Origin of the sequence: Streptomyces hilarionis, assembly GCF_024539675.1 — a bacterium.
GTDB lineage: Bacteria > Actinomycetota > Actinomycetes > Streptomycetales > Streptomycetaceae > Streptomyces > Streptomyces hilarionis.
This window is the reverse complement of sequence record NZ_JAHHIT010000080.1, coordinates 25,310-46,698: the sequence shown is the minus strand read 5'-3', so window position 1 is coordinate 46,698 and position 21,389 is coordinate 25,310. Positions and strand designations below refer to the sequence as shown.

Annotated in this window: 18 protein-coding genes; 12 read left to right on the top strand and 6 right to left on the bottom strand. The window is 72.8% G+C overall.

All coding sequences use genetic code 11. The features are described from left to right. Positions 1-99: 99 nt before the first annotated feature. Both KMS84_RS20700 and KMS84_RS20695 read left to right on the top strand, forming a co-directional pair. Positions 100-1,344: an RNA polymerase sigma factor gene (locus tag KMS84_RS20700; protein WP_256917838.1), complete on the top strand. Its 1,245-nt coding sequence runs from the start codon at positions 100-102 to the stop codon at positions 1,342-1,344. A gap of 169 nt (positions 1,345-1,513) precedes the next feature. Next, positions 1,514-3,547, top strand: coding sequence for a cell wall-binding repeat-containing protein (locus KMS84_RS20695; RefSeq protein WP_256917834.1), 2,034 nt, complete (start codon positions 1,514-1,516; stop codon positions 3,545-3,547). Here KMS84_RS20695 and KMS84_RS20690 read toward each other — a convergent pair. Beyond that, positions 3,525-4,724 carry a THUMP-like domain-containing protein gene (locus KMS84_RS20690; protein ID WP_256917833.1) on the bottom strand — a complete coding sequence of 400 codons (1,200 nt, stop codon included), beginning with the start codon at positions 4,722-4,724 and terminating at the stop codon, positions 3,525-3,527. The genes KMS84_RS20695 and KMS84_RS20690 overlap by 23 nt on opposite strands. A 179-nt stretch (positions 4,725-4,903) precedes the next feature. On the opposite strand from KMS84_RS20690, the gene KMS84_RS20685 reads away from it, so the two are divergent. From KMS84_RS20685 to groL, 4 genes are all read left to right on the top strand, one after another. Further along, on the top strand, positions 4,904-5,902 hold the full coding sequence (locus KMS84_RS20685; protein WP_256917832.1) for a polysaccharide deacetylase family protein: 999 nt from the start codon (positions 4,904-4,906) through the stop codon (positions 5,900-5,902). Then, on the top strand, positions 5,899-6,705 hold the full coding sequence (locus tag KMS84_RS20680) for a polysaccharide deacetylase family protein (RefSeq protein WP_256917831.1): 807 nt from the start codon (positions 5,899-5,901) through the stop codon (positions 6,703-6,705). Before KMS84_RS20685 ends, KMS84_RS20680 begins: the two co-directional genes overlap by 4 nt. Before the next feature lie 235 nt (positions 6,706-6,940). Beyond that, positions 6,941-7,249, top strand: coding sequence for a co-chaperone GroES (gene groES, locus KMS84_RS20675; protein WP_020132158.1), 309 nt, complete (start codon positions 6,941-6,943; stop codon positions 7,247-7,249). Between the two features lie 113 nt (positions 7,250-7,362). Continuing rightward, the gene (groL, locus tag KMS84_RS20670) at positions 7,363-8,988 is read left to right on the top strand and encodes a chaperonin GroEL (RefSeq protein ID WP_256917830.1); all 1,626 of its coding nucleotides are present in this window, start codon (positions 7,363-7,365) and stop codon (positions 8,986-8,988) included. 103 nt (positions 8,989-9,091) lie between these two features. On the opposite strand, the gene KMS84_RS20665 is transcribed toward groL, so the two are convergent. The 3 genes from KMS84_RS20665 to KMS84_RS20655 form a co-directional block, all read right to left on the bottom strand. Then, on the bottom strand, positions 9,092-9,799 hold the full coding sequence (locus tag KMS84_RS20665; RefSeq protein WP_256917829.1) for an ester cyclase: 708 nt from the start codon (positions 9,797-9,799) through the stop codon (positions 9,092-9,094). An 89-nt stretch (positions 9,800-9,888) separates the two neighbouring features. Next, on the bottom strand, positions 9,889-10,662 hold the full coding sequence (locus KMS84_RS20660; protein WP_256917828.1) for an SDR family NAD(P)-dependent oxidoreductase: 774 nt from the start codon (positions 10,660-10,662) through the stop codon (positions 9,889-9,891). Between the two features lie 97 nt (positions 10,663-10,759). Continuing rightward, entirely contained in the window at positions 10,760-11,428 is a 669-nt protein-coding gene (locus KMS84_RS20655; RefSeq protein WP_256917827.1) for an MOSC domain-containing protein, read from the bottom strand. Positions 11,429-11,508: 80 nt separating this feature from the next. Here KMS84_RS20655 and KMS84_RS20650 point away from each other — a divergent pair, with 80 nt between their 5' ends. Further along, complete coding sequence (locus KMS84_RS20650; protein WP_256917826.1) at positions 11,509-12,429, top strand: LysR family transcriptional regulator; 921 nt, start codon at positions 11,509-11,511, stop codon at positions 12,427-12,429. Between the two features lie 107 nt (positions 12,430-12,536). Here KMS84_RS20650 and KMS84_RS20645 read toward each other — a convergent pair whose 3' ends face one another. Beyond that, positions 12,537-12,866: a WhiB family transcriptional regulator gene (locus KMS84_RS20645; RefSeq protein WP_200727482.1), complete on the bottom strand. Its 330-nt coding sequence runs from the start codon at positions 12,864-12,866 to the stop codon at positions 12,537-12,539. 380 nt (positions 12,867-13,246) lie between these two features. Here KMS84_RS20645 and KMS84_RS20640 point away from each other — a divergent pair, with 380 nt between their 5' ends. The 4 genes from KMS84_RS20640 (at position 13,247) to KMS84_RS20625 (ending at position 17,904) form a co-directional block, all read left to right on the top strand. Then, positions 13,247-13,858, top strand: coding sequence for a response regulator transcription factor (locus KMS84_RS20640; protein WP_003948568.1), 612 nt, complete (start codon positions 13,247-13,249; stop codon positions 13,856-13,858). A 524-nt stretch (positions 13,859-14,382) separates the two neighbouring features. Then, on the top strand, positions 14,383-14,970 hold the full coding sequence (locus tag KMS84_RS20635; protein ID WP_057584634.1) for a sigma-70 family RNA polymerase sigma factor: 588 nt from the start codon (positions 14,383-14,385) through the stop codon (positions 14,968-14,970). Between the two features lie 165 nt (positions 14,971-15,135). Beyond that, positions 15,136-16,638, top strand: a complete 1,503-nt coding sequence (gene guaB, locus KMS84_RS20630) for an IMP dehydrogenase (RefSeq protein ID WP_256917825.1) — start codon at positions 15,136-15,138, stop codon at positions 16,636-16,638. A gap of 141 nt (positions 16,639-16,779) precedes the next feature. After that, positions 16,780-17,904 (top strand): GuaB3 family IMP dehydrogenase-related protein, encoded by a 1,125-nt coding sequence (locus KMS84_RS20625; protein ID WP_256917824.1) that lies wholly within the window; start codon positions 16,780-16,782, stop codon positions 17,902-17,904. Positions 17,905-18,001: 97 nt separating this feature from the next. Here the strand turns inward: KMS84_RS20625 and KMS84_RS20620 are convergent, their stop codons facing one another. After that, positions 18,002-19,210, bottom strand: coding sequence for a nucleotide sugar dehydrogenase (locus KMS84_RS20620; protein WP_256917823.1), 1,209 nt, complete (start codon positions 19,208-19,210; stop codon positions 18,002-18,004). 422 nt (positions 19,211-19,632) lie between these two features. Between KMS84_RS20620 and KMS84_RS20615 the strand changes: the two genes are divergently transcribed. Further along, on the top strand, positions 19,633-21,339 hold the full coding sequence (locus KMS84_RS20615) for a glycerol-3-phosphate dehydrogenase/oxidase (protein ID WP_256917822.1): 1,707 nt from the start codon (positions 19,633-19,635) through the stop codon (positions 21,337-21,339). The last annotated feature ends 50 nt before the right edge of the window (positions 21,340-21,389 follow it).

Sequence of the window (21,389 nt, the reverse complement as noted above, 5' to 3'; positions counted from 1 at the left end):
GCCCCGGCCGGCACCCCCGCCCCGGCGCCGGACGGCGGAGCCGTCCCGGACCGCGGCCCGCGGCGGGAGCGCCGCGCCGCCTCGGACCCCCGCGCCGCCATCGAGACCGTCTTCCGGCTGGAGTACCCCCGCGTCGTCGCGACCGTCGCCCGGGTCGTGCGCGACGTGGGCATCGCGGAGGAGCTGGCCCAGGACGCGCTGGTGGCCGCGCTGGAGCAGTGGCCGCGTGACGGCGTGCCGGACAACCCCGGGGCCTGGCTCACGGCGGCCGCCCGGCACCGCGCCGTCGACCTGGTCCGCCGTCGCGAGAACTACGCCCGCAAGCTGCGGGAGATGGGCCGCGACCTCCAGACCGAGACCGCGCCGCCCGAGGAGCCCGCGGGCCCCGACGACATCGACGACGACCTGCTCCGGCTCGTCTTCACCGCCTGCCATCCGGTGCTGTCCGCCGAGGCCCGCACCGCCCTCACGCTGCGGCTGCTCGGCGGTCTGAGCACGCCGGAGATCGCCCGCGCCTTCCTGGTCCCCGAGCCGACCGTCGCCCAGCGCATCGTCCGCGCCAAGAAGACCCTCGCCGCCAGGAACGTCGCCTTCGAGGTGCCGTACGGACCCGACCGCGAGGCGCGGCTGGGCTCGGTCCTGGACGTGATCTACCTGATCTTCAACGAGGGGTACGCGGCGACCGCCGGCGACGACTGGCTGCGCCCGGCGCTGTGCGAGGACGCGCTGCGCCTGGCCCGGCAACTGGCGGCCCTGATGCCGAAGGAGCCCGAGGTCCACGCGCTGGCCGCGCTCCTGGAGTTCCAGGCCTCCCGCACCCCCGCCCGCACGGCCCCCGACGGTTCGCCCGTCCTGCTGCGCGACCAGGACCGCCGCCGCTGGGACAGGAGGCTCCTCGCCCGGGGCATCGCCGCCCTGGACCGGGCCGGCGCCACCGCGTCCGGGGCGCCCGGCCCCTACGCCCTCCAGGCCGCCGTGGCCGCCTGCCACGCGCACGCCCAGGCCTACGAGGACACCGACTGGGCGGCCATCGCCACCCTGTACGGCCTGCTGGCCGTCCGGGCCCCGTCCCCGGTCGTCGAACTCAACCGTGCCGTGGCCGTGTCGATGGCCGAAGGGCCGCAGCCCGCACTGGAGATCGTCGACGGGCTCTGCGCCGAGCCGTCCCTGCGCGCGTACCACCTCCTGCCCAGCGTCCGTGGCGACCTGCTGCTGCGCCTGGGCCGCACGGCGGAGGCCGGGGCCGAGTTCGAGCGGGCGGCCGGGCTGACGGGCAACGAGCGGGAGCGCGACCTCCTGCTGGCCCGGGCGGCGGAGTGCCGCGCGGGAGAGAGCGGCATTTGAACATCTGTTCACTAGTAACTCTGTTCTCCCTGGGGCCGGTTGGCCATTACAGTGGCCGAGCCGCTGTGAGACGGCTGTGCGGTCGGCCCCGGACAGGGGGACTCTCCGGGGACGTCGACCCAGCCCGCGCGCGGCACTTCTGACGACTTGTGACCGGGGGGTCCACAACTTGAGACCGTTCCTGCGCCGCCGTGCCGCGGCGCTCGCCACCACGGCCGTGCTCGCCGCGATGGGTTCGCTGACCACCGCGCCGGGCGCCGCCGCCGACGACGCCGGGCCGTGGCCCGGCGTCGAGGGCGCCGTCCTCACCGACGGCGGAGCCCTGACCAATCCGACCACCGGCCGGGTGCTGCACGTCCCCAACGTGGGTGCCTACGCCACCTGGGCGCCGGACGGCAGCCGCATCGTCTCCGCCTGGAGCAGCGTCCGCCCCAACGGCTCCAACAAGATCGCGCTGCCTCCGGCGCGGGGCATGCGCACGTCGCCTTCCTACGAGGACCTGACGTTCTGGTGGGGCGGCCGCTACGTCGTCTTCTCCAGCGGCGGCCAGCTCGCCTACGGTCCCTCCGACGGCTCGTACGCGCCCGGCCCGCTGCTGCCGGCCGCCCTGGAACCGGCCGACGTCTGCGACACCGACCCGACCGTGAACCCGCAGGGCCAGGTCGCCTTCGAGCGCGGCGCCCACGGCTGCCGCGACAACGGGGCCGTCTTCGTCTTCGACTCGAACGCCGACACCGTCAAGCGCGTCCTGACCGACGCCGGGCAGCCCGCGTACTCGCCGGACGGCACCAAGCTGGCCTTCGTGCGCACCGTCGACGGCGCGCCGCAGATCTTCACGGCGAACGCCGACGGCACCGACGTCCGCCAGCGCACCAGCGGGCCCCGGCTGTTCGCCAACCCGTCCTGGTCGCCCACCGGCAAGCGGATCGTCTTCGACGCCCACACCTCCCGGTCCGGCGACGACGTGCACACCACGGAGTACGTCGACCTGGCCACCGGCGAGCTCACCAGGATCGGCGACCGGGCGACCGGCAGCAACCCCAGCTGGCAGCCCCTGCGCAAGAACGGCACCGCCCGCGTCTGGGGCGCCGACGCCTACTACACCAACATCGCGTCCTCGCGCTGGACCTGGAACACCGTCGGCCAGAGCGTGCCGGGCCTGCTGAACGCCAAGTCCGCGGTGCTCGTCAACCGCGACGACCCGGCGTACGCCCTCACCGCGCCCGCGCTGGCCGGCAAGAAGCGGGGCCCGGTGCTGATGACCCCGAAGACGGGTCTGTCGGCGCCGGTCAAGCGGGAGCTGAAGCGCGCGGTGCGGCCGGGGTCCACCGTCTACCTGGTGGGCGGCACGGCCGTCCTCAACGGCTCGGTCGCCACCCAGCTGAAGGCGCTCGGCTACGCGGTGAAGCGGGTGTCCGGCGCGGACCGCTACGCGACCTCGGTGGCCGTGGCGAAGGCCATCGCCCCGAGCCCGAAGTACGTGTTCCTGGCCGGCGGCTCCGAGTACCGGGCGGCCCTCTCGGCGGCCACCGCGGCCGGCGCGGACGGCGCGGGAAGCGCCGGCGGCGTCGTGCTCACCAACGGCAAGACGCTCCCCGCGTCGGTCAAGGCGTACCTCAACAGCCTGAACCCCGACAAGACCATGATCATCACCGTGGGTTCGGCGGCCGCGTACGCGCTGACCCACGGAAACTACCCGCGGTGGCCGTCGACGTACTCGTACTACCCGATCGCGGGCGGTACGGACGCGGCGATCTCGGTGGGCATCGCGAAGTTCTGGTGGATCGCGCCGGAGTCGACCGCCCTCGCCTACAGCGGCGCCTGGCGGGACGGAGTCTCCGCGGCCGCGGCGACGAACGTCTTCGGGCCCCTGCTGTGGACGGCTCGTCCGACGCTGTCGAGCGAGGTCAACAGCTACCTGCTGCGGGAGTCGGCCAGCGTGGACTTCACGGCCGCCTTCGGTCCCACCGCCGGGGTCACGGGAGCCGAGCTGAACACGGCCGGCGCCGCCGAGAGCGCGGGCGGCGGTTTCTTCGCGTACCACCCGTACTACGACGGCATCGTCCCGGCGCCCGCGCGGCCGAGCGCCTTCGCGCTGGGCGGCGACGGGCCCGCCGCGGCGCCCGCCGCCACGGCGCGTCGCTCCGGTCCGGTCGGCGCCCAGCCGAACGCGGCCTCGCTCAGGACGCTCCACCGGCAGTAGCGGCCGGGCGGGCGGGGGCGCCGACGAGCATCGTCGGCGCCCCCGCCACCCGGGTCAGGAAGACGGTCGCCGAGTGCGGCCCCCGGTCCTTGGAGAGCACCTTCCGGCGCAGCTCCTCCGGCTCGACCGCCGAGCCCCGCTTCTTGACGGTCAGGATCCCGACCCCGCGCTCCCGCAGCAGCGCCTTCAACTTCTTGACGTTGAAGGGGAGTTGATCGGTGATCTCGTAGGCGGTGGCGTACGTGGTGGGGCGCAGGGCGTCGGCGGTGACATAGGCGATGGTCTCGTCGACCAGCCCGCCGCCGACCTCCCGGGCCACGTCGGCGACCAGATGGGCGCGGACCACCGCGCCGTCGGGCTCGTACAGGTACCTGCCGACCGGCCGCACGGGCGGGTCGGGCAGGCGGCCGCCGAGCAGGGTGCGCGGCCCCGGCAGCAGGGTGGCCCGGACGGCGCCCGGCTCGGCGGTGCCGAACCACAGCACCGCCTCCTTCACGTCGCCGCCGTCCGAGATCCACTCGGCCTCGGCCTCGGCCGGGATCGCCTCGTGCGGCACGCCGGGCGCGATCTTCAGCGCCGCGCGGGGCGCCGCCAGGGCGGCGCCGACCGCCCAGGACAGCGGCGGCGAGTAGGCCTCGGGGTCGAAGACGCGTCCGCGTCCGCCCCGGCGCGCGGGATCGACGAACACGGCGTCGTAGCCACGGGTGTCCACCTCGGTGACGTCCGCCTCGCGCACCTCGATCAGCTCGCTCAGTCCCAGCGCCTTCGCGTTGGCGCGGGCGGCCTGGGCGGTGACCGGGTCCCGGTCCACCGCCAGCACCCGGATCCCGGCGCGGGCGAGCGCGATCGCGTCGCCGCCGATCCCGCAGCACAGGTCGGCCACCGAGGTCACGCCGAGCGCCCGCATCCGGCCGGCCCGGTAGCCGGCGACGCTGGCCCGCGTCGACTGCTCGACGCCGTTCGCCGTGAAGAACATCCGGTCCGCGTCCTCGGCGCCGAACTTCACCGCCGCCCGCTGCCGCAGCCGGGCCTGGCCGATGGCCGCGGACACGAGGTCGGCGGGATGCTCGCGGCGCAGCCGGGTGGCGACGGCGAGTTCGTCGGCGGGCGCGGTGCCGCGCACCGCGTCGAGGAGGGCGAGGCCCTCGGGGGTGAGCAGCGGAGCGAGGTCGTTCACCCCGCCATTGTCGGCCACGGGCGGCCCCGCCGGTCACGGGGTTCCGGCGCCGGGCGGACCGCCTCCCGGCGCCGGACCCGACCCGGTCGGCGATCGGTGTGGGCCAGTCGGTGGATGGTGGGCGTCCGGCGGCGGTGTCGGTCCGGGTTCGAGGACGGCGGCTGCGAGGATCCGGCGCCATGGGACCTGTCGTACAAAATGATGACAACCGCGGTTGTTCTCAGAGGTCGTGCCGGGGCGGACGCACGGGCGTCCGGCGCGACCGCGGCCGTACGGGGATCCGGGGCGCGCTCCTCGTCCTCGCGCTGTCCGCCCTCGCGTCCGGCTGCGCGGGCGGCGGCGGGGGCGGCGGCGCGGTCCGCCCCGCTCCGGGCCAGCAGCCCCGCAAGGCCGCGCCGCCGCAGGCGCCGGCCGCCCGCGCCCTGCACGCGTACGCCGGCCGGCTGCGCGCCGCCCAGCAGGCCAGGGTCGCCGCGGCGCGGCGCTGGGGCCTGCGCGGGGTCCCCCTGACGCCCCCGGCGCCGCCCGCGCACAAGCCGGAGATCACCACCCGCAAGGGCTTCGAGGTCGACGACCACGAGGAACTCGGCCTGCCCCCGGTCTTCACCACGGTCCCCACCGACGACAGGGTCGTCTTCCTCACCGTCGACGACGGCGCCGAGAAGGACCCGGCGTTCCTGCGCATGATGAACGAGCTGAAGGTCCCGTACACCGCCTTCCTCAGCAACTACCTGATCAAGGACGACTACGGCTACTTCAAGAAGATGCGGGACCTGGGGGTGACCTTGAACAACCACACCCTGCACCACCCCTACCTGCCCGCCCTCTCCTACGCCCGCCAGAAGCGCGAGATCTGCGGCATGCAGGAGGTGATGCGGGAGCGCTTCGGCGAACGGCCCGCCCTCTTCCGGCCGCCCTACGGCAACTACGACCAGGACACCCTGCGCGCCGCGAAGTCCTGCGGGGTGCGCTACGCCCCGCTCTGGGACGAGGAGGTCTTCGCCGACCACTGGGAGTACCGCGAGGCGGACCAGGACCTGCATCCCGGCGACATCGTGCTCACGCACTTCCGCGGCCGCGGCGACTGGAAGGGCACGATGCCCGGCATGGTCCGCCGCTTCCTGGACAAGGTCACGGCGAAGGGCTACGCGGTGGCCCGGCTGGAGGACTACCTGTGAGGGCCCGCGCGCTGACGGCCGCTCTGCTGATCCTGGCGACCCTGACCGGTTGCGCCCAGTCCGTCGACCCGATCGAGCGCCTGGGCAGGAAGGCCGCCGCCCGGGGGCACGAGCCCGCCCCGGCCCCCTACCGCCGCTGGGGCCTGACCGCTCCGCCGGCCGCCGCGCCGGCCCACCCCGCCCGCGTCCTGCCCGGCAGCCCGGGAACCGGCCTCCCGCCGGTCCTCGACCACGTCCCCACCACCGACAAGGTCGTCTTCCTGACCTACGACGACGGCGCCGAACGCGACCCGCGCTTCGTCGACATGGTCCGCGAACTGCGCCTGCCGGTGAGCATGTTCCTCACCGACAGCGTGGTCGGCCCGGGGTACGCGCACTTCGCCCGGCTGCGGTCGGTCGGCGCGAGCATCCAGAACCACACGCTCGACCACCCGGTCCTGCGCGGCCTGCCCTACGCCGGCCAACGGGCCGAGATCTGCGGCCAGCAGGACAAGCTCCGCGCCCGCTTCGGCCTGCGCCCCCGCCTCTTCCGTCCGCCCTACGGCGCCTACGACGCCACCACCCGGCGCGCCGCCGCCGACTGCGGCATCACCGCCCTCGTCCTGTGGCGCGCCGCGATGGGCCCCGACGGCCTCGCCCCCGCCCACGGCCCCCGCGGCCCGCACCGGCTGCGCCCCGGGGACATCGTCGCCGTCGCCCCGGACGAGACGACGGGCCCGGTCCTGCGCGAGCGCACCACCCGGCTGCTGCGGCAGGTGCAGGAAGAGGGCCTGACGGTGGGCCGGCTGGAGGACTACCTGTAGGGCGCCGCACCGGGCGCCGGGGCGCTCGTCCGAGCCGGATCGTGGCCGACGCGCCGCTGTCATTGGCACTCCGCTTGACCGAGTGCTAATCGCGGTCATAGTCTCGGCTCTGGCACTCACCACTGGAGAGTGCCAACACAGCGACGGGCAGGTCCGGCACCCGCGACGACGGATCCACCTGGTCGCCACCTCAGACAGTTAACCCCGTGAGATCTCCGAAGGGGGAGGTCGGATCGTGACGACCACCAGCTCCAAGGTTGCCATCAAGCCGCTCGAGGACCGCATCGTGGTCCAGCCGCTCGACGCCGAGCAGACCACCGCCTCTGGCCTGGTCATCCCGGACACCGCGAAGGAGAAGCCCCAGGAGGGCGCCGTCCTCGCGGTGGGCCCGGGCCGCTTCGAGAACGGCGAGCGCCTGCCGCTCGACGTCAAGGTCGGCGATGTCGTCCTGTACAGCAAGTACGGCGGCACCGAGGTGAAGTACAACGGCGAGGAGTACCTCGTCCTCTCGGCTCGCGACGTCCTCGCGATCATCGAGAAGTAATTCACCCAGTTCTGCAGTGAACTGCGCCCCTGGCCCCCGCTACTTTGTGCAGCCGGGCGCTGGGGGCGCGGTTCGTTTTCTCCCACGCTTTCCGAGAGGGCTGAACCGCTCCCATGGCGAAGATCCTGAAGTTCGACGAGGACGCCCGTCGCGCCCTTGAGCGCGGCGTCAACAAGCTTGCCGACACCGTCAAGGTGACGATCGGCCCCAAGGGCCGCAACGTCGTCATCGACAAGAAGTTCGGCGCCCCGACCATCACCAACGACGGCGTCACCATCGCCCGCGAGGTGGAGATCGAGGACCCGTACGAGAACCTCGGCGCCCAGCTGGTGAAGGAGGTGGCGACCAAGACCAACGACATCGCGGGCGACGGTACGACCACCGCCACCGTGCTCGCGCAGGCGCTCGTGCGCGAGGGCCTCAAGAACGTCGCCGCCGGCGCCTCCCCGGCCGCCCTGAAGAAGGGCATCGACGCCGCCGTCAAGGCGATCTCCGAGGACCTGCTGGCCACCGCCCGCCCGATCGACGAGAAGTCCGACATCGCGGCCGTCGCCGCGCTGTCCGCCCAGGACCAGCAGGTCGGCGAGCTCATCGCCGAGGCCATGGACAAGGTCGGCAAGGACGGCGTCATCACCGTCGAGGAGTCCAACACCTTCGGTCTGGAGCTGGACTTCACCGAGGGCATGGCCTTCGACAAGGGCTACCTGTCGCCGTACTTCGTGACGGACCAGGAGCGCATGGAGGCCGTCCTGGAGGACCCCTACATCCTCATCAACCAGGGCAAGATCTCCTCGATCGCCGACCTGCTGCCGCTGCTGGAGAAGGTCATCCAGACCAACTCCTCCAAGCCGCTGCTGATCATCGCCGAGGACCTGGAGGGCGAGGCGCTCTCCACCCTCGTCGTCAACAAGATCCGCGGCACCTTCAACGCGGTCGCGGTCAAGGCCCCGGGCTTCGGCGACCGCCGCAAGGCGATGCTCCAGGACATGGCCGTCCTCACCGGCGCCACCGTCATCTCCGAGGAGGTCGGCCTCAAGCTCGACCAGGTCGGCATCGACGTGCTCGGCTCCGCGCGCCGTGTCACCGTCACCAAGGACGACACCACCATCGTCGACGGCGGCGGCAACTCCGAGGACGTCGTGGGCCGCATCGCCCAGATCAAGGCCGAGATCGAGAACACCGACTCCGACTGGGACCGCGAGAAGCTCCAGGAGCGCCTCGCGAAGCTGGCCGGCGGCGTGTGCGTGATCAAGGTCGGCGCCGCCACCGAGGTGGAGCTGAAGGAGAAGAAGCACCGCCTGGAGGACGCCATCTCCGCGACCCGCGCCGCGGTCGAGGAGGGCATCGTCTCCGGTGGCGGTTCCGCTCTCGTCCACGCCGCCAAGGTGCTGGAGGGCGGCCTGGGCAAGACCGGCGACGAGGCCACCGGTGTCGCCGTCGTCCGCCGCGCCGTCGTCGAGCCGCTGCGCTGGATCGCCGAGAACGCGGGCCTCGAGGGCTACGTCATCACCGCCAAGGTGGCCGAGCTCGACAAGGGCCAGGGCTTCAACGCCGCCACCGGCGAGTACGGCGACCTGGTCAAGGCCGGCGTCATCGACCCGGTCAAGGTCACCCGCTCCGCCCTGGAGAACGCCGCCTCCATCGCCTCCCTCCTCCTGACGACCGAGACCCTCGTCGTCGAGAAGAAGGAAGAGGAAGAGCCGGCCGCCGCGGGCCACGGCCACGGCCACTCGCACTGACCCAGGTCGGTTCACCCCCGCAGTAACCGAGGCCCGGCGCCCTCCGGACAGGAGGCGCCGGGCCTCCGGCGTGCGTCCGCCGCTCCCGCGGCGGCCCGGAGGGCTACCCCTCCAGCGCGTCCAACGCCCCCAGCCGGTCCATCAGGCCGAGGCGGTCGTACTGCCACCAGCCCTCGACGATCTTCCCGTCCTCCCGGCACCGGAAGACGGTCGTCCCGGTCATGGTGACGTCCCTGCCGGTGGCCGGGATCCCCATGAAGTCGCCCTTGTGGCGGCCGTGCCAGGACCAGCGGCTGCACACCCGGTCGACCTGGGCGATCTGGTCGTCGAGCACGAAGGCGAAGTCGAAGCCGGCGCGCCACCCCTCGATCTGCCGCCGCATCGCGTCCATCCCCAGGGCGTCCTGCGGATTGGCCGGATCGTGGTCGTGGTACTCCTCGGCGATCAGCCCGTCGAGCGGCGGCAGCTCGCCCCGCGTGCCGATCGTCTCGAAGAACAGCCGGGCCGTCCGCGCGTACAACTGCTCGTCCCGCACGACGTCGAGATCCGTGAACGTCGGCATCTCGTCGCACAGGGCGACCAGCTCCTGGAAGATCTTGCCGGTCTCGGGGAGGTTGGAGTTGCGCATCGCCTCCTCGTACGAGGGGAACTCGACGATCTCGACGAAGTGCGAGCCGTCGGAGCGGTCCTTGGCGACGACCGCGTGCGTCGCGGTCCGCTTCCCCCGGGTCTGCTCGACCCACGTGTCCATCAGCCGGTCCATCTCGTCGAACCGGCTGGTCTTGCAGTCGATGAGCTGTACGAACGTCATGACGCCGCCTCCGGCCCCCCTGGGTCCCGGTCCCGTCCCGCTCATTTTCCCACCGGAGCGCCCACGTCACCCGTTCGCCGCCGCACCCGTCACTGCGGCCCGTACCGGCGGCCCGTCCTCGAACTGATCCCGCCCAGCAGCGACCGGGGCGCCACCTTCACCAGACCCATCAGCGCCTTGTAGCGCGGGTCCGGGATCGACAGCGACTTCCCGCGCGCGAGGTCGTGCAGCGCCGCCGCGACCAGCTTGTCCGCGTCCAGCCACATCCAGCCCGGGATGTTGTCCGTGCCCATCCCGGCCCGCTCGTGGAACTCGGTGCGCACGAAGCCCGGGCACAGCGCCATCAGCCGCACCCCGCTGCCCGCCAGGTCCTTCGCGGCGCCCTGCGTGAACTGCACGACCCACGCCTTGGACGCCCCGTAGGTCCCGCGCGGCACGAAGGCCGCCACGGACGCCACGTTGACCACGCCGCCGCGCCCGCGCCCGCGCATGGCCGCCGTCGCCGCCGACGTCAGCCGCAGCACCGCCTCGCAGTGCACCTTCAGCATCCTGAGCTCGTCGGCCATGGAGACGTCGAGGTAGCGCCCCTTGTTGCCGAAGCCGGCGTTGTTGACCAGCAGGTCCACCGGCTTCCTGCGGTCCCCGAGACGGGCGGCCGCCTTCTCGATGCCCTCGTCGGTGGCGAGGTCGGCGGTCAGCACCTCCGCCTCGATGCCGTGCCGGTCGTGCAACTCGGTCGCCTGCTCGTGCAGCCGCTTGGTGTCCCGTGCGACGAGGACGAGATCGTGCCCGTCCGCCGCCAGTCTGCGCGCGAACGCGGCGCCGATGCCCGCGGTCGAACCCGTGATGAGAGCCGTTGTCATGGCGCAAGGTTAGTGACCCGAGCGGCCGGGACCCGCCCTCTGCACGCGGCCTCCCGAAGGTGAAGACCCCGTGCGCACCCCGGTCCGTGAGGACCGTTCAGCCGCCGTGCTCCGCCACGTACTTCCGCGCCGCGGCCAGCGACTCCGGGTGCAGGGCGGCGCCGGCCGCGAGCAGCCGGGGCAGCAGCTCCCGGTGCGTGGTGCCGGCCTGGAACTGCATCCGGGCCGTCACGTCGTGGTCCGGCACGTGGACGATCTCCACCGCGTCCCCCGCGCGGACCTCGCCCGGCTCGATCACCCGCAGGTACGCCCCCGTCGCCGCCCTGCGCGTGAACCGCTTCACCCACTGCCGCTCACCCAGGTGCCCCTGGAAGGTCAGGCACGGTATCCGCCCGGCGCTCACCTCCAGCACCACGTCGGAGCCGATCCGCCAGCGTTCGCCGATGCGCGCGCCCGAGACGTCGAGACCCCGCGTGGTGAGGTTCTCGCCGAACGCGCCGTTGCCCAGCGTGCGCCCCAGCTCGCCCTCCCACGCGTCGAGGTCCTCGCGCGCGAAGGCGTACACCGCCTGGTCGTCGCCGCCGTGATGGCGCAGCTCGCACACCGCGTCCCCGGCCAGCCCGCTCGCGCCGACCCCCTTCGGGCCGGGCGCCGAGACCCGTACGGGCCCGTCGACCGGCCGCTTGTCGATGCCGGTCAGCCCCTGCGGCTGACTGGTGTACGCGACCGCCTCGGGGCGGCCCAGGTTCACTGACAGAAGCCTCATGACGGCACGGTAGGCGACCCGACGTCAAAGTGTCGACGCATTATTCGCCTCGTCACCCAAGGGTCGCTTATGATCGATGGATGATCGAGGCCCGACATCTGCGTGTGCTGCGCGCCGTCGCCGTCACCGGCTCCTTCTCGGCGGCCGGGCGGGAACTGGGCTGCACCCAGCCCGCCGTCAGCCAGCAGATGAAGGCCCTGGAGGCGTCGGTCGGCACGCCCCTGCTGGTCCGCAGCGGCCGCGAGATGCGGCTCACCCAGGCGGGCGAGGCCCTCGTCCGGCACGCGGTCGGGATCCTGTCCGGACTGACGGCGGCCGAGGAGGAGGTCGCCGCCATCGCCGGACTGCGCGCGGGCCGGGTCAGGCTGGTCTCCTTCCCCAGCGGCAGCTCCACGCTCGTGCCCACCGCCCTCGCCGCACTGCGCGCCGCGCACCCCGGCACCCGGGTGTCCCTGGAGGAGGCCGAGCCGCCGCGCTCGGTCGAGCTGCTGCGGGAAGGGGACTGCGACATCGCCCTCGCCTTCCGCTACGAGCGCGCGACGGGGGACGGCGCCCCGGCGGGCCCGGTCGCGGGCGAGTGGGACGACCTGGTCGTGCGCCCGCTGCTGACGGACCGCCTCGTCGCGCTGGTGCCCGAGCGGCACCCCCTGGCGCGCGTGTGGTCCGTCGCCATCGGCGACCTCGCCGACGAGCCGTGGATCGCCGGCTGCCCGCGCTGCCGCGGCCAGTTGGTGCAGGTGTGCGAGCGTGCGGGCTTCACGCCCCGCATCGACTTCGCGACCGACGACTATCCGGCGGTGGTCGGCCTCGTGGGCTCCGGTCTCGGCGTCGCCGTCCTGCCCGAGCTCGCCATCGAGTCCGTGCGGCCCCGCGGCGCCCGCGCGGTCGCGCTGGAACCGGCCGTGCGGCGCGAGATCGTCGCCCTCACCCTGCCGGACCTCGCCCAGGTGCCGGCGGTGACGGCGACGCTGGAGCAGCTGGGGCGCGCCGCCCTGCGCTGACGCGGGGGCGCGGAAGAACTGAGGGCACGCGCGTGTGCCCTCCCTTTCGCCCGGATCGGGCGCCGAGCGGCCGGCAGGGTTGCGGCTCCTTGCGCAGAAACGTTCCTTCATGTGTTCGAAGCGGTGTCCCCCGCGCCCGACGACGCCGACACCAGGCGGTTGCGCGCCCGCCCCATGAGCTCCTCGCGCTCGTCCTCGGTCAACCCGCCCCACACGCCGTAGGGTTCGCGCACCGCCAGGGCGTGCGCCGCGCACTGCGCGCGGACCGGGCACCTCATGCAGACCTCCTTGGCCGAGTTCTCTCGAGCGCTCCGAGCCGCCCCGCGCTCGCCCTCCGGATGGAAGAAGAGCGAGCTGTCCACTCCGCGGCAGGCAGCCAGGAGCTGCCAGTCCCACAGATCCGCGTTCGGTCCGGGAAGGCGGGAGAAATCTGCCATTGCGTGACCCCTTGTAGCCGTTCAGAGCGGATACGGTGCCCACGACCGTACAACTACGATCTAAGGAGATGAAAATATGACTCATTGCGAATCTAGCCTCAGACACCAGCAAAAGGGAAGAAATGGGGCTGAATGGGGCACGGGTTGTGATGAAAGCTTGAGGGTCCGTGTGGCTGACTCCTCTGTGTCCGGCCCCTCACGTAGAGTGCCGAAGAATGCACGCGGCCCCGTAACTCTTTCGAGTGACCATCGTTGAGAGTGCGGTGGCGGTTGGAAACACAAAGCGCTCGGGCAGGCGTCCGAGACGGTCGACCGCACAGGTGACGATTCGTACCAGCCTGGAGGCACAAGGTGACGCGCATCAGCTGCGGAGGGCGGCCATGACATCCGTCCTCGTCTGCGACGACTCCCCGCTTGCCCGAGAGGCGCTTCGCCGCGCGGTCGCGACCGTGCCCGGCGTCGAGCGCGTGACGACGGCGGCCAACGGCGAGGAGGTGCTCCGCCGCTGGGGCGCCGACCGCTCGGACCTGATTCTGATGGACGTGCGCATGCCCGGACTGGGCGGCGTCGAGACCGTACGGCGACTGCTGTCCGCCGACCCCGGGGCGCGCATCATCATGCTGACCGTCGCCGAGGACCTCGACGGCGTCGCCCTCGCGGTCGCCGCCGGCGCCCGGGGCTATCTGCACAAGGACGCCTCGCGCGCCGAACTGCGCGCGACCGTCACCCAGGCGCTCGCCGACCCGACCTGGCGGCTCGCCCCGCGCCGGCTGCGGTCGGCCGAGATGGGCGCGGCCCCCACGCTCACCGCGCGGGAGATCCAGGTGCTCGAGGGCATGAGCCACGGCCGCTCCAACGCGGAGATCGGCCGTGAGCTGTTCCTGTCCGAGGACACCGTCAAGACGCACGCCCGACGGCTGTTCAAGAAGCTCGGCGCCTCGGACCGTGCCCACGCGGTGGCGCTCGGATTCCGGTGGGGACTCGTCCGCTAGGACCTCCCCTCCGGACCCCGCCGAAGGTCACGGGCCCTGGCGGCGCTCCCCGCGGGGGACGCCCCGAGCGGCCCGGTCCGGCGGGGACCGGCCGAGCCGCAGGACCCGTGGGGCCCCGAGGCGCGGGCGCTCGGTCCGCGCCGCCGCCCTCGGCTCCGGACCCTTCCGGAGCGGGGCAGGCCTGGGCCGTCCGGCGGATCGCACCGGTTCCGGGTGACATCGGTCATTCATCGAGGAGAGCGGGCTCATGGGCGAACCTCCCTGCTCAGAGGCGGTCTCCCGGCCGGCCGCGAGCTCCCGGCGGCGCACGGCGGACGGGAGCGAGGCCGGTTCCCGGCGGGCGCCCGCTGCTCGTTTCGCCGCGGATGCCGCATCCTTGAGGTGTGGAGTTCCTCGGGGACGAGTCGGTCGAGCGGAAGGGGAGGGCGCAGGGGATGAGTGCCGGCGCACCTGCTCATAACGCTTCGGTGCACAACGACGGGCACGGTGCCGCGGCCGGTCCGGCCGCAGTGCACCATGGACCGATGCGCGACGACGAGGCGGTCACTGCCGTGGGGACGATCGGAGCGCTCGTCCACCGCGCGGTGGACGGCGACGAGCAGGCCACCCACGACCTGCTGGCCCACGTCCATCCGCTGGCCCTGCGCTACTGCCGCACCCGGCTGTCCCGGCTGCCCGGCGACGCCCGTCACTTCGTCGAGGACCTCGCCCAGGAGGTCTGTGTCGCGGTCCTGCTCGCCCTGCCCCGCTACCGGGACACCGGCAGACCCTTCGAGGCCTTCGTCTTCGCCATCGCCGCCCACAAGGTCGCCGACCTGCAACGGGCCGCGATGCGCCATCCGGGCTCGACGGCGGTGCCCTCCGACGAGATGCCCGAACGGCCCGACGACTCGCTCGGCCCGGAGGAGCGCGCCCTGCTCAGCAGCGACGCCGAGTGGGCGAAGAAGCTCATGGCCAACCTGCCCGAGAACCAGCGCGAACTGCTCCTGCTGCGCATCGCCGTGGGGCTCACCGCGGAGGAGACCGGCCAGATGTTGGGAATGTCACCCGGAGCGGTCCGTGTGGCCCAGCACCGGGCGCTCAGCAGACTGCGGGCACTCGCCGAGCAGTGAGGCATCCCGGCGACCGCGCCGGTGAACGCCCGCACTGAACGGCCCGCCCGCCGTTCCCGTACGAACATACGAAGCCCGCGCTCCCGCGCGACCGTGGAATTCGGGCGGTGCGCTTCCCGTTAGCATGGACATCCGCACCGATCAAGGCCATTTGGGGAAGGTGTCATGACTGCCAACGTCGACGGAGTGCCCGCCAAATTCGCGACCCTCGGGCTCACCTACGACGACGTGCTGCTGCTGCCGGGCGCATCCGAGGTGCTGCCCAACGCGGTCGACACCTCGTCCCGCATCTCCCGCAACGTCCGGGTCAACATCCCGCTGCTGTCGGCCGCCATGGACAAGGTGACCGAGTCCCGCATGGCGATCGCGATGGCCCGCCAGGGCGGTGTCGGCGTGCTGCACCGCAACCTGTCCGTCGAGGACCAGGTCAACCAGGTCGACCTCGTGAAGCGCTCCGAGTCCGGCATGGTCACCGACCCGATCACGGTGCACCCGGACGCGACGCTCGCCGAGGCCGACGCCCTGTGCGCGAAGTTCCGCATCAGCGGTGTGCCGGTCACCGACGGCGGCGGCAAGCTGCTCGGCATCGTCACCAACCGCGACATGGCCTTCGAGACCGACCGTTCGCGCCAGGTGCGCGAGGTCATGACGCCGATGCCGCTGGTCACCGGCAAGGTGGGCATCTCCGGCGTCGAGGCCATGGAGCTGCTGCGCCGGCACAAGATCGAGAAGCTCCCGCTGGTCGACGGGTCGGGCACCCTCAAGGGCCTCATCACGGTCAAGGACTTCGTCAAGGCCGAGAAGTACCCCCTGGCCGCCAAGGACGCGGAGGGCCGGCTGCTCGTCGGCGCGGCCGTGGGCGCCAGCCCCGAGGCCCTGGAGCGGGCCCAGGCGCTCGCCGAGGCCGGGGTGGACTTCCTCGTCGTCGACACCTCCCACGGGCACAACAGCAACGCCCTCAGCTGGATGTCGAAGATCAAGTCGAGCGTGCGCGTCGACGTGATCGGCGGCAACGTCGCCACCCGTGACGGCGCCCAGGCCCTGATCGACGCCGGCGTCGACGGCATCAAGGTCGGTGTCGGCCCCGGCTCGATCTGCACCACGCGCGTGGTCGCCGGCATCGGCGTCCCGCAGGTCACCGCCATCTACGAGGCCTCCCTCGCCGCCCGTCCGGCCGGCATCCCGCTGATCGGCGACGGCGGCCTTCAGTACTCCGGCGACATCGGCAAGGCGCTCGCCGCCGGCGCCGACACGGTGATGCTGGGCAGCCTCCTCGCGGGCTGCGAGGAGTCGCCGGGCGAGTTGCAGTTCATCAACGGCAAGCAGTTCAAGTCGTACCGCGGCATGGGCTCGCTGGGCGCCATGCAGTCGCGCGGCCAGGGCAGGTCGTACTCCAAGGACCGCTACTTCCAGGCGGAGGTCGCGGCCGACGACAAGCTCGTGCCCGAGGGCATCGAGGGCCAGGTGCCCTACCGCGGCCCGCTCGGCAACGTCCTGCACCAGCTCGTCGGCGGTCTGCGCCAGACGATGGGCTATGTGGGCGCGGCCACCATCGAGGAGATGGAGAGCAAGGGGCGCTTCGTGCGGATCACCTCCGCGGGCCTCAAGGAGAGCCACCCGCACGACATCCAGATGACGGTCGAGGCGCCGAACTACAGCAGCAAGTAACGGCGGCGCGCACCCGCCGCGCGCCTCACGCGCGCGGGGGAGCACCGCGACGAGGGCGGTCCCGGGGCATCCGGGGCCGCCCTCGTCGTACCCGTCGGCGATACTGGAAGACGCTGAACGCATCAGGGAAAGGCCACAAACGTGACTGAGATCGAGATCGGGCGCGGCAAGCGCGGCCGCCGGGCGTACGCCTTCGACGACATCGCCGTCGTCCCCAGCCGCCGTACGCGGGACCCGAAGGAGGTCTCGATCGCCTGGCAGATCGACGCCTACCGCTTCGAGCTGCCCTTCCTGGCGGCTCCCATGGACTCGGTCGTCTCGCCGGCCACCGCCATCCGCATCGGCGAGCTGGGCGGCCTGGGCGTACTGAACCTCGAAGGCCTCTGGACCCGCCACGAGGACCCGCAGCCGCTGCTCGACGAGATCGTCGGCCTGCCCGTCGAGGCGGCCACCCGCCGCCTTCAGGAGATCTACGCGGCCCCCATCAGGGAGGAGCTGATCGGGCAGCGCATCAAGGAGGTGCGCGACTCGGGCGTGGTCACCGCCGCCGCGCTCTCCCCGCAGCGCACGGCCCAGTTCTCCAAGGCCGTCGTCGACGCGGGCGTGGACATCTTCGTCATCCGCGGCACGACCGTGTCGGCGGAGCACGTCTCCGGCTCGCACGAGCCGCTGAACCTGAAGCAGTTCATCTACGAGCTCGACGTCCCGGTGATCGTCGGCGGCTGCGCCACCTACACGGCGGCCCTGCACCTGATGCGCACGGGCGCGGCGGGCGTCCTGGTCGGCTTCGGCGGCGGGGCGGCGCACACCACGCGCAACGTGCTGGGCATCCAGGTCCCGATGGCGACGGCCGTCGCCGACGTGGCCGCGGCCCGCCGCGACTACATGGACGAGTCGGGCGGCCGGTACGTGCACGTGATCGCGGACGGCGGCGTCGGCTGGTCCGGCGACCTGGCCAAGGCGATCGCCTGCGGCGCCGACTCGGTGATGATGGGCTCCCCGCTGGCCCGCGCGACCGACGCTCCGGGGCGCGGCCACCACTGGGGCATGGAGGCCGTCAACGAGGAGCTGCCGCGCGGCAAGAAGGTCGACCTCGGCACGGTCGGCACCCTCGAGGAGGTCCTCACGGGTCCCTCGCACACGCCCGACGGCTCGATGAACCTCTTCGGCGCCCTGCGCCGCGCCATGGCCACCACCGGCTACAGCGAGCTCAAGGAGTTCCAGCGCGTCGAGGTCACGGTGGCGGACTCGGTGCACCGCCGCTGACGCCGGCAGCCGGGAGAACCGCGCGAGAGGCCGGTCGTCCCACCCGCGCGCGGGTGGGACGACCGGCCTCTCGCGTCGCCCGGCGCCGAGCCCCGGTTCACAACCGGTGCGCCGCTCCCGTGGGCGTCGCCCCACGGGTGTCCAGCAGCAGTTGCGCCTTCACCGACAGCCCTTGCAGGTCGTAGGTGCGGTGCTGCTGGAGGAGGATCGTGAGGTCGGCGTCGGCGGCGGCCTCGTAGAGGGAGTCGGCGCGGGGGACCGGGCGGTCCAGGACGTTCCAGGACGGGACGTGCGGGTCGTGGTAGCTGACGGCCGCGCCCAGCTCCATGAGGCGGATCGCGATCTCGCGGGCCGGGGTGTTCTGCTGGTCGGCGAGGTCGGGCTTGTAGGTGACGCCGAGCAGCAGCACGCGCGCGCCCCGGGCCGACTTGCCGTGCTCGTTGAGCAGCGCGGCGGCCCGCTGGACGACGTAGCGGGGCATGCGGCTGTTGACCTGCTGGGCGAGTTCCACCATGCGCAGCGGGCTGCCGGGGTGCCCGGCGCGGTCCAGGGGGACGGAGTGGCCGCCGACGCCGGGGCCGGGGCGGAAGGCCTCGAAGCCGAAGGGCTTGGTCTCGGCGCAGCGGACGACGTCCCAGAGGTCGACGCCGAGGTCGTGGCACAGGACGGCCATCTCGTTGACGAGGGCGATGTTGACGTGCCGGAAGTTGGTCTCCAGGAGCTGCACGGTCTCGGCCTCGCGCAGCCCCCGCGCGCGTACGACCTTGTCGGTCAGACGGCTGTAGAAGGCGGCGGCGGACTCGGTGCAGGCGGGGGTGAGCCCGCCGATGACCTTCGGGGTGTTGGCGGGGGTGAAGGCGCGGCTGCCGGGGTCGACCCGGCTGGGGGAGTAGGCGAGGTGGAAGTCGCGGCCCGCGCGCAGGCCCGAGGTCTCCTCCAGCAGCGGCCGCAGGAAGGCGTCCGTCGCCCCGGGGTGCACGGGCGACTCCAGGATCACGGTGGTGTGCGGTCGCAGGTGTCCGGCGAGGGTGCGCGCGGCCGCCTCCACCTGGCTCAGGTCGAGTCCGCCGTCGGCGTCGCGCGGGGTCGGGGCGCAGATGACGGCGGTGCGCACCCGCCCCAGTTCGGCCGGGTCGGTCGCGGGCCGGAAACCCCCCGAGAGCATCCGGCGCAGTTCGGCGGGGCTGAGGGAGCCGGGTTCGGGACCGGTGCGGTAGCCGATGGTGGGGATGCCGGCGGCGACGGCTGCCTGGGCCAGGGGCAGGCCGAGCGGGCCGAGTCCGATGACGGCGAGATCTGCGGGCATGGCGTATGCCGTCCTTCCCAGTAACCGAGGTGGGACAGGTGCGCAAGCCCGGTGGACAGGATGGGCGAGCGCAATGTCAGACTAGGAGTAAATATGACCGTTATGCGGGATTGATCGACTGTGTTGGGTCGACCGTGTCGCCCGGGGCCGAGGATCCCCCGCGACCTGGGCTTCCGTCGTCCCGGCCGCCGCGTTGCCGCCCGTTCGGGCCCGTGGGCGCCCTGCCGGCGTCCCGTCCCGCCGGGGGCAGGCCCGTTCCCGCGCGGGTCGTCCGGGGCGTCCCGGCCGTCCCGGTTGTCCACAGGCTGTGGGCGTGTGGTGGCTGATGTCGGGCATCAAGGTCAGAATTTGGGCATGAGGGATAGGAACCGGGTCGCGCCCTGACGGGGTACGACCGGCGCTACCGACAGCGGGAGGCAGCGGTGAGGACAGCGACACTGGGGCCGGCACAACGAGCAGAGTCACTGGCTGCCATGGCCGAGCGCGAACTGGACGTGCTGGTGGTGGGCGCCGGCGTGGTCGGCGCGGGCACCGCCCTGGACGCGGTGACGCGCGGCCTGTCCACCGGACTGGTCGAGGCGCGCGACTGGGCGTCGGGCACGTCGAGCAGGTCGAGCAAGCTGATCCACGGCGGTCTGCGCTATCTGGAGATGCTGGACTTCGCCCTCGTGCGCGAGGCGCTCAAGGAGCGCGGCCTGCTGCTGGAGCGACTCGCTCCGCATCTCGTCAAGCCGGTGCCCTTCCTGTACCCGCTCCAGCACAAGGGCTGGGAGCGGCTCTACGCCGGGTCGGGCGTCGCGCTCTACGACGCGATGTCCATGGCCCGCGGGCACGGCCGGGGCCTGCCGACGCACCGTCACCTGAGCCGTCGCCACGCCCTGCGCGTGGCCCCCGCCTTGAAGAAGGACGCGCTGGTCGGCGCGTTGCAGTACTACGACGCCCAGATGGACGACGCCCGGTTCGTCACCACCTTGGTGCGCACCGCGGTGGCCTACGGGGCCAGGGCGGCCAACCGCGCGCGGGTGACCGGGTTCCTGCGCGAGGGCGAGCGGGTCGTCGGCGCGCGGGTCCAGGACGTCGAGGGGGGCGGGGAGTACGAGGTCCGCGCCCGGCAGATCGTCAACGCCACGGGCGTGTGGACCGACGACACCCAGGCGATGGTCGGCGAACGCGGCCAGTTCCACGTGCGCGCCTCCAAGGGCATCCATCTCGTCGTGCCCCGGGACCGCATCAGCTCCTCCACGGGGCTCATCCTGCGCACCGAGAAGTCGGTGCTGTTCGTGATCCCCTGGGGCCGGCACTGGATCGTCGGCACGACCGACACCGACTGGGACCTCGACAAGGCCCACCCGGCAGCCTCCAGCGCCGACATCGACTACCTCCTGGAGCATGTGAACTCGGTGCTCGCGGTGCCCCTGACCAGGGACGACGTGGAGGGTGTGTACGCGGGCCTGCGACCGCTGCTGGCCGGCGAGTCCGACGCCACCAGCAAGCTGTCCCGCGAGCACACCGTCGCCCACCCGGTGCCCGGGCTGGTGGTGGTGGCGGGCGGCAAGTACACGACCTACCGGGTGATGGCGAAGGACGCCGTCGACGAGGCGGTCCGCGGACTCGACCAGCGGGTGGCCGACTGCGTCACCGAGGACGTGCCGCTGCTGGGCGCGGAGGGCTACCGGGCGCTGTGGAACGCGCGGGCGCGGATCGCGGCCCGGACGGGCCTGCACGTGGTGCGGGTGGAGCATCTGCTCAACCGGTTCGGGGCGATGGCGGACGAGGTGCTGGACCTCATCGCCGAGGACCCCTCGCTGGGCGAGCCGCTCCAGTTCGCCGACGACTATCTGCGCGCCGAGATCGTCTACGCCGCCTCGCACGAGGGCGCGCGGCACCTGGACGACGTGCTCACGCGCCGGACGCGGATCTCCATCGAGACGTTCGACCGCGGCACTCGCAGCGCGCGTGAGGCGGCCGAGCTGATGGCGCCGGTCCTCGGCTGGGACGAGGAACGCGTCGAGCGCGAGGTCGGGCACTACGAGAAGCGGGTGGAGGCCGAGCGCGAGTCCCAGCGCCAGCCCGACGACCTCACGGCGGACGCGGCGCGGCTGGGAGCCCCGGACATCGTCCCGCTCTGACCGTCCCCGGCCGGACCGTGCCGTCGCCGTCCCGGTGACGCCACGGCCCG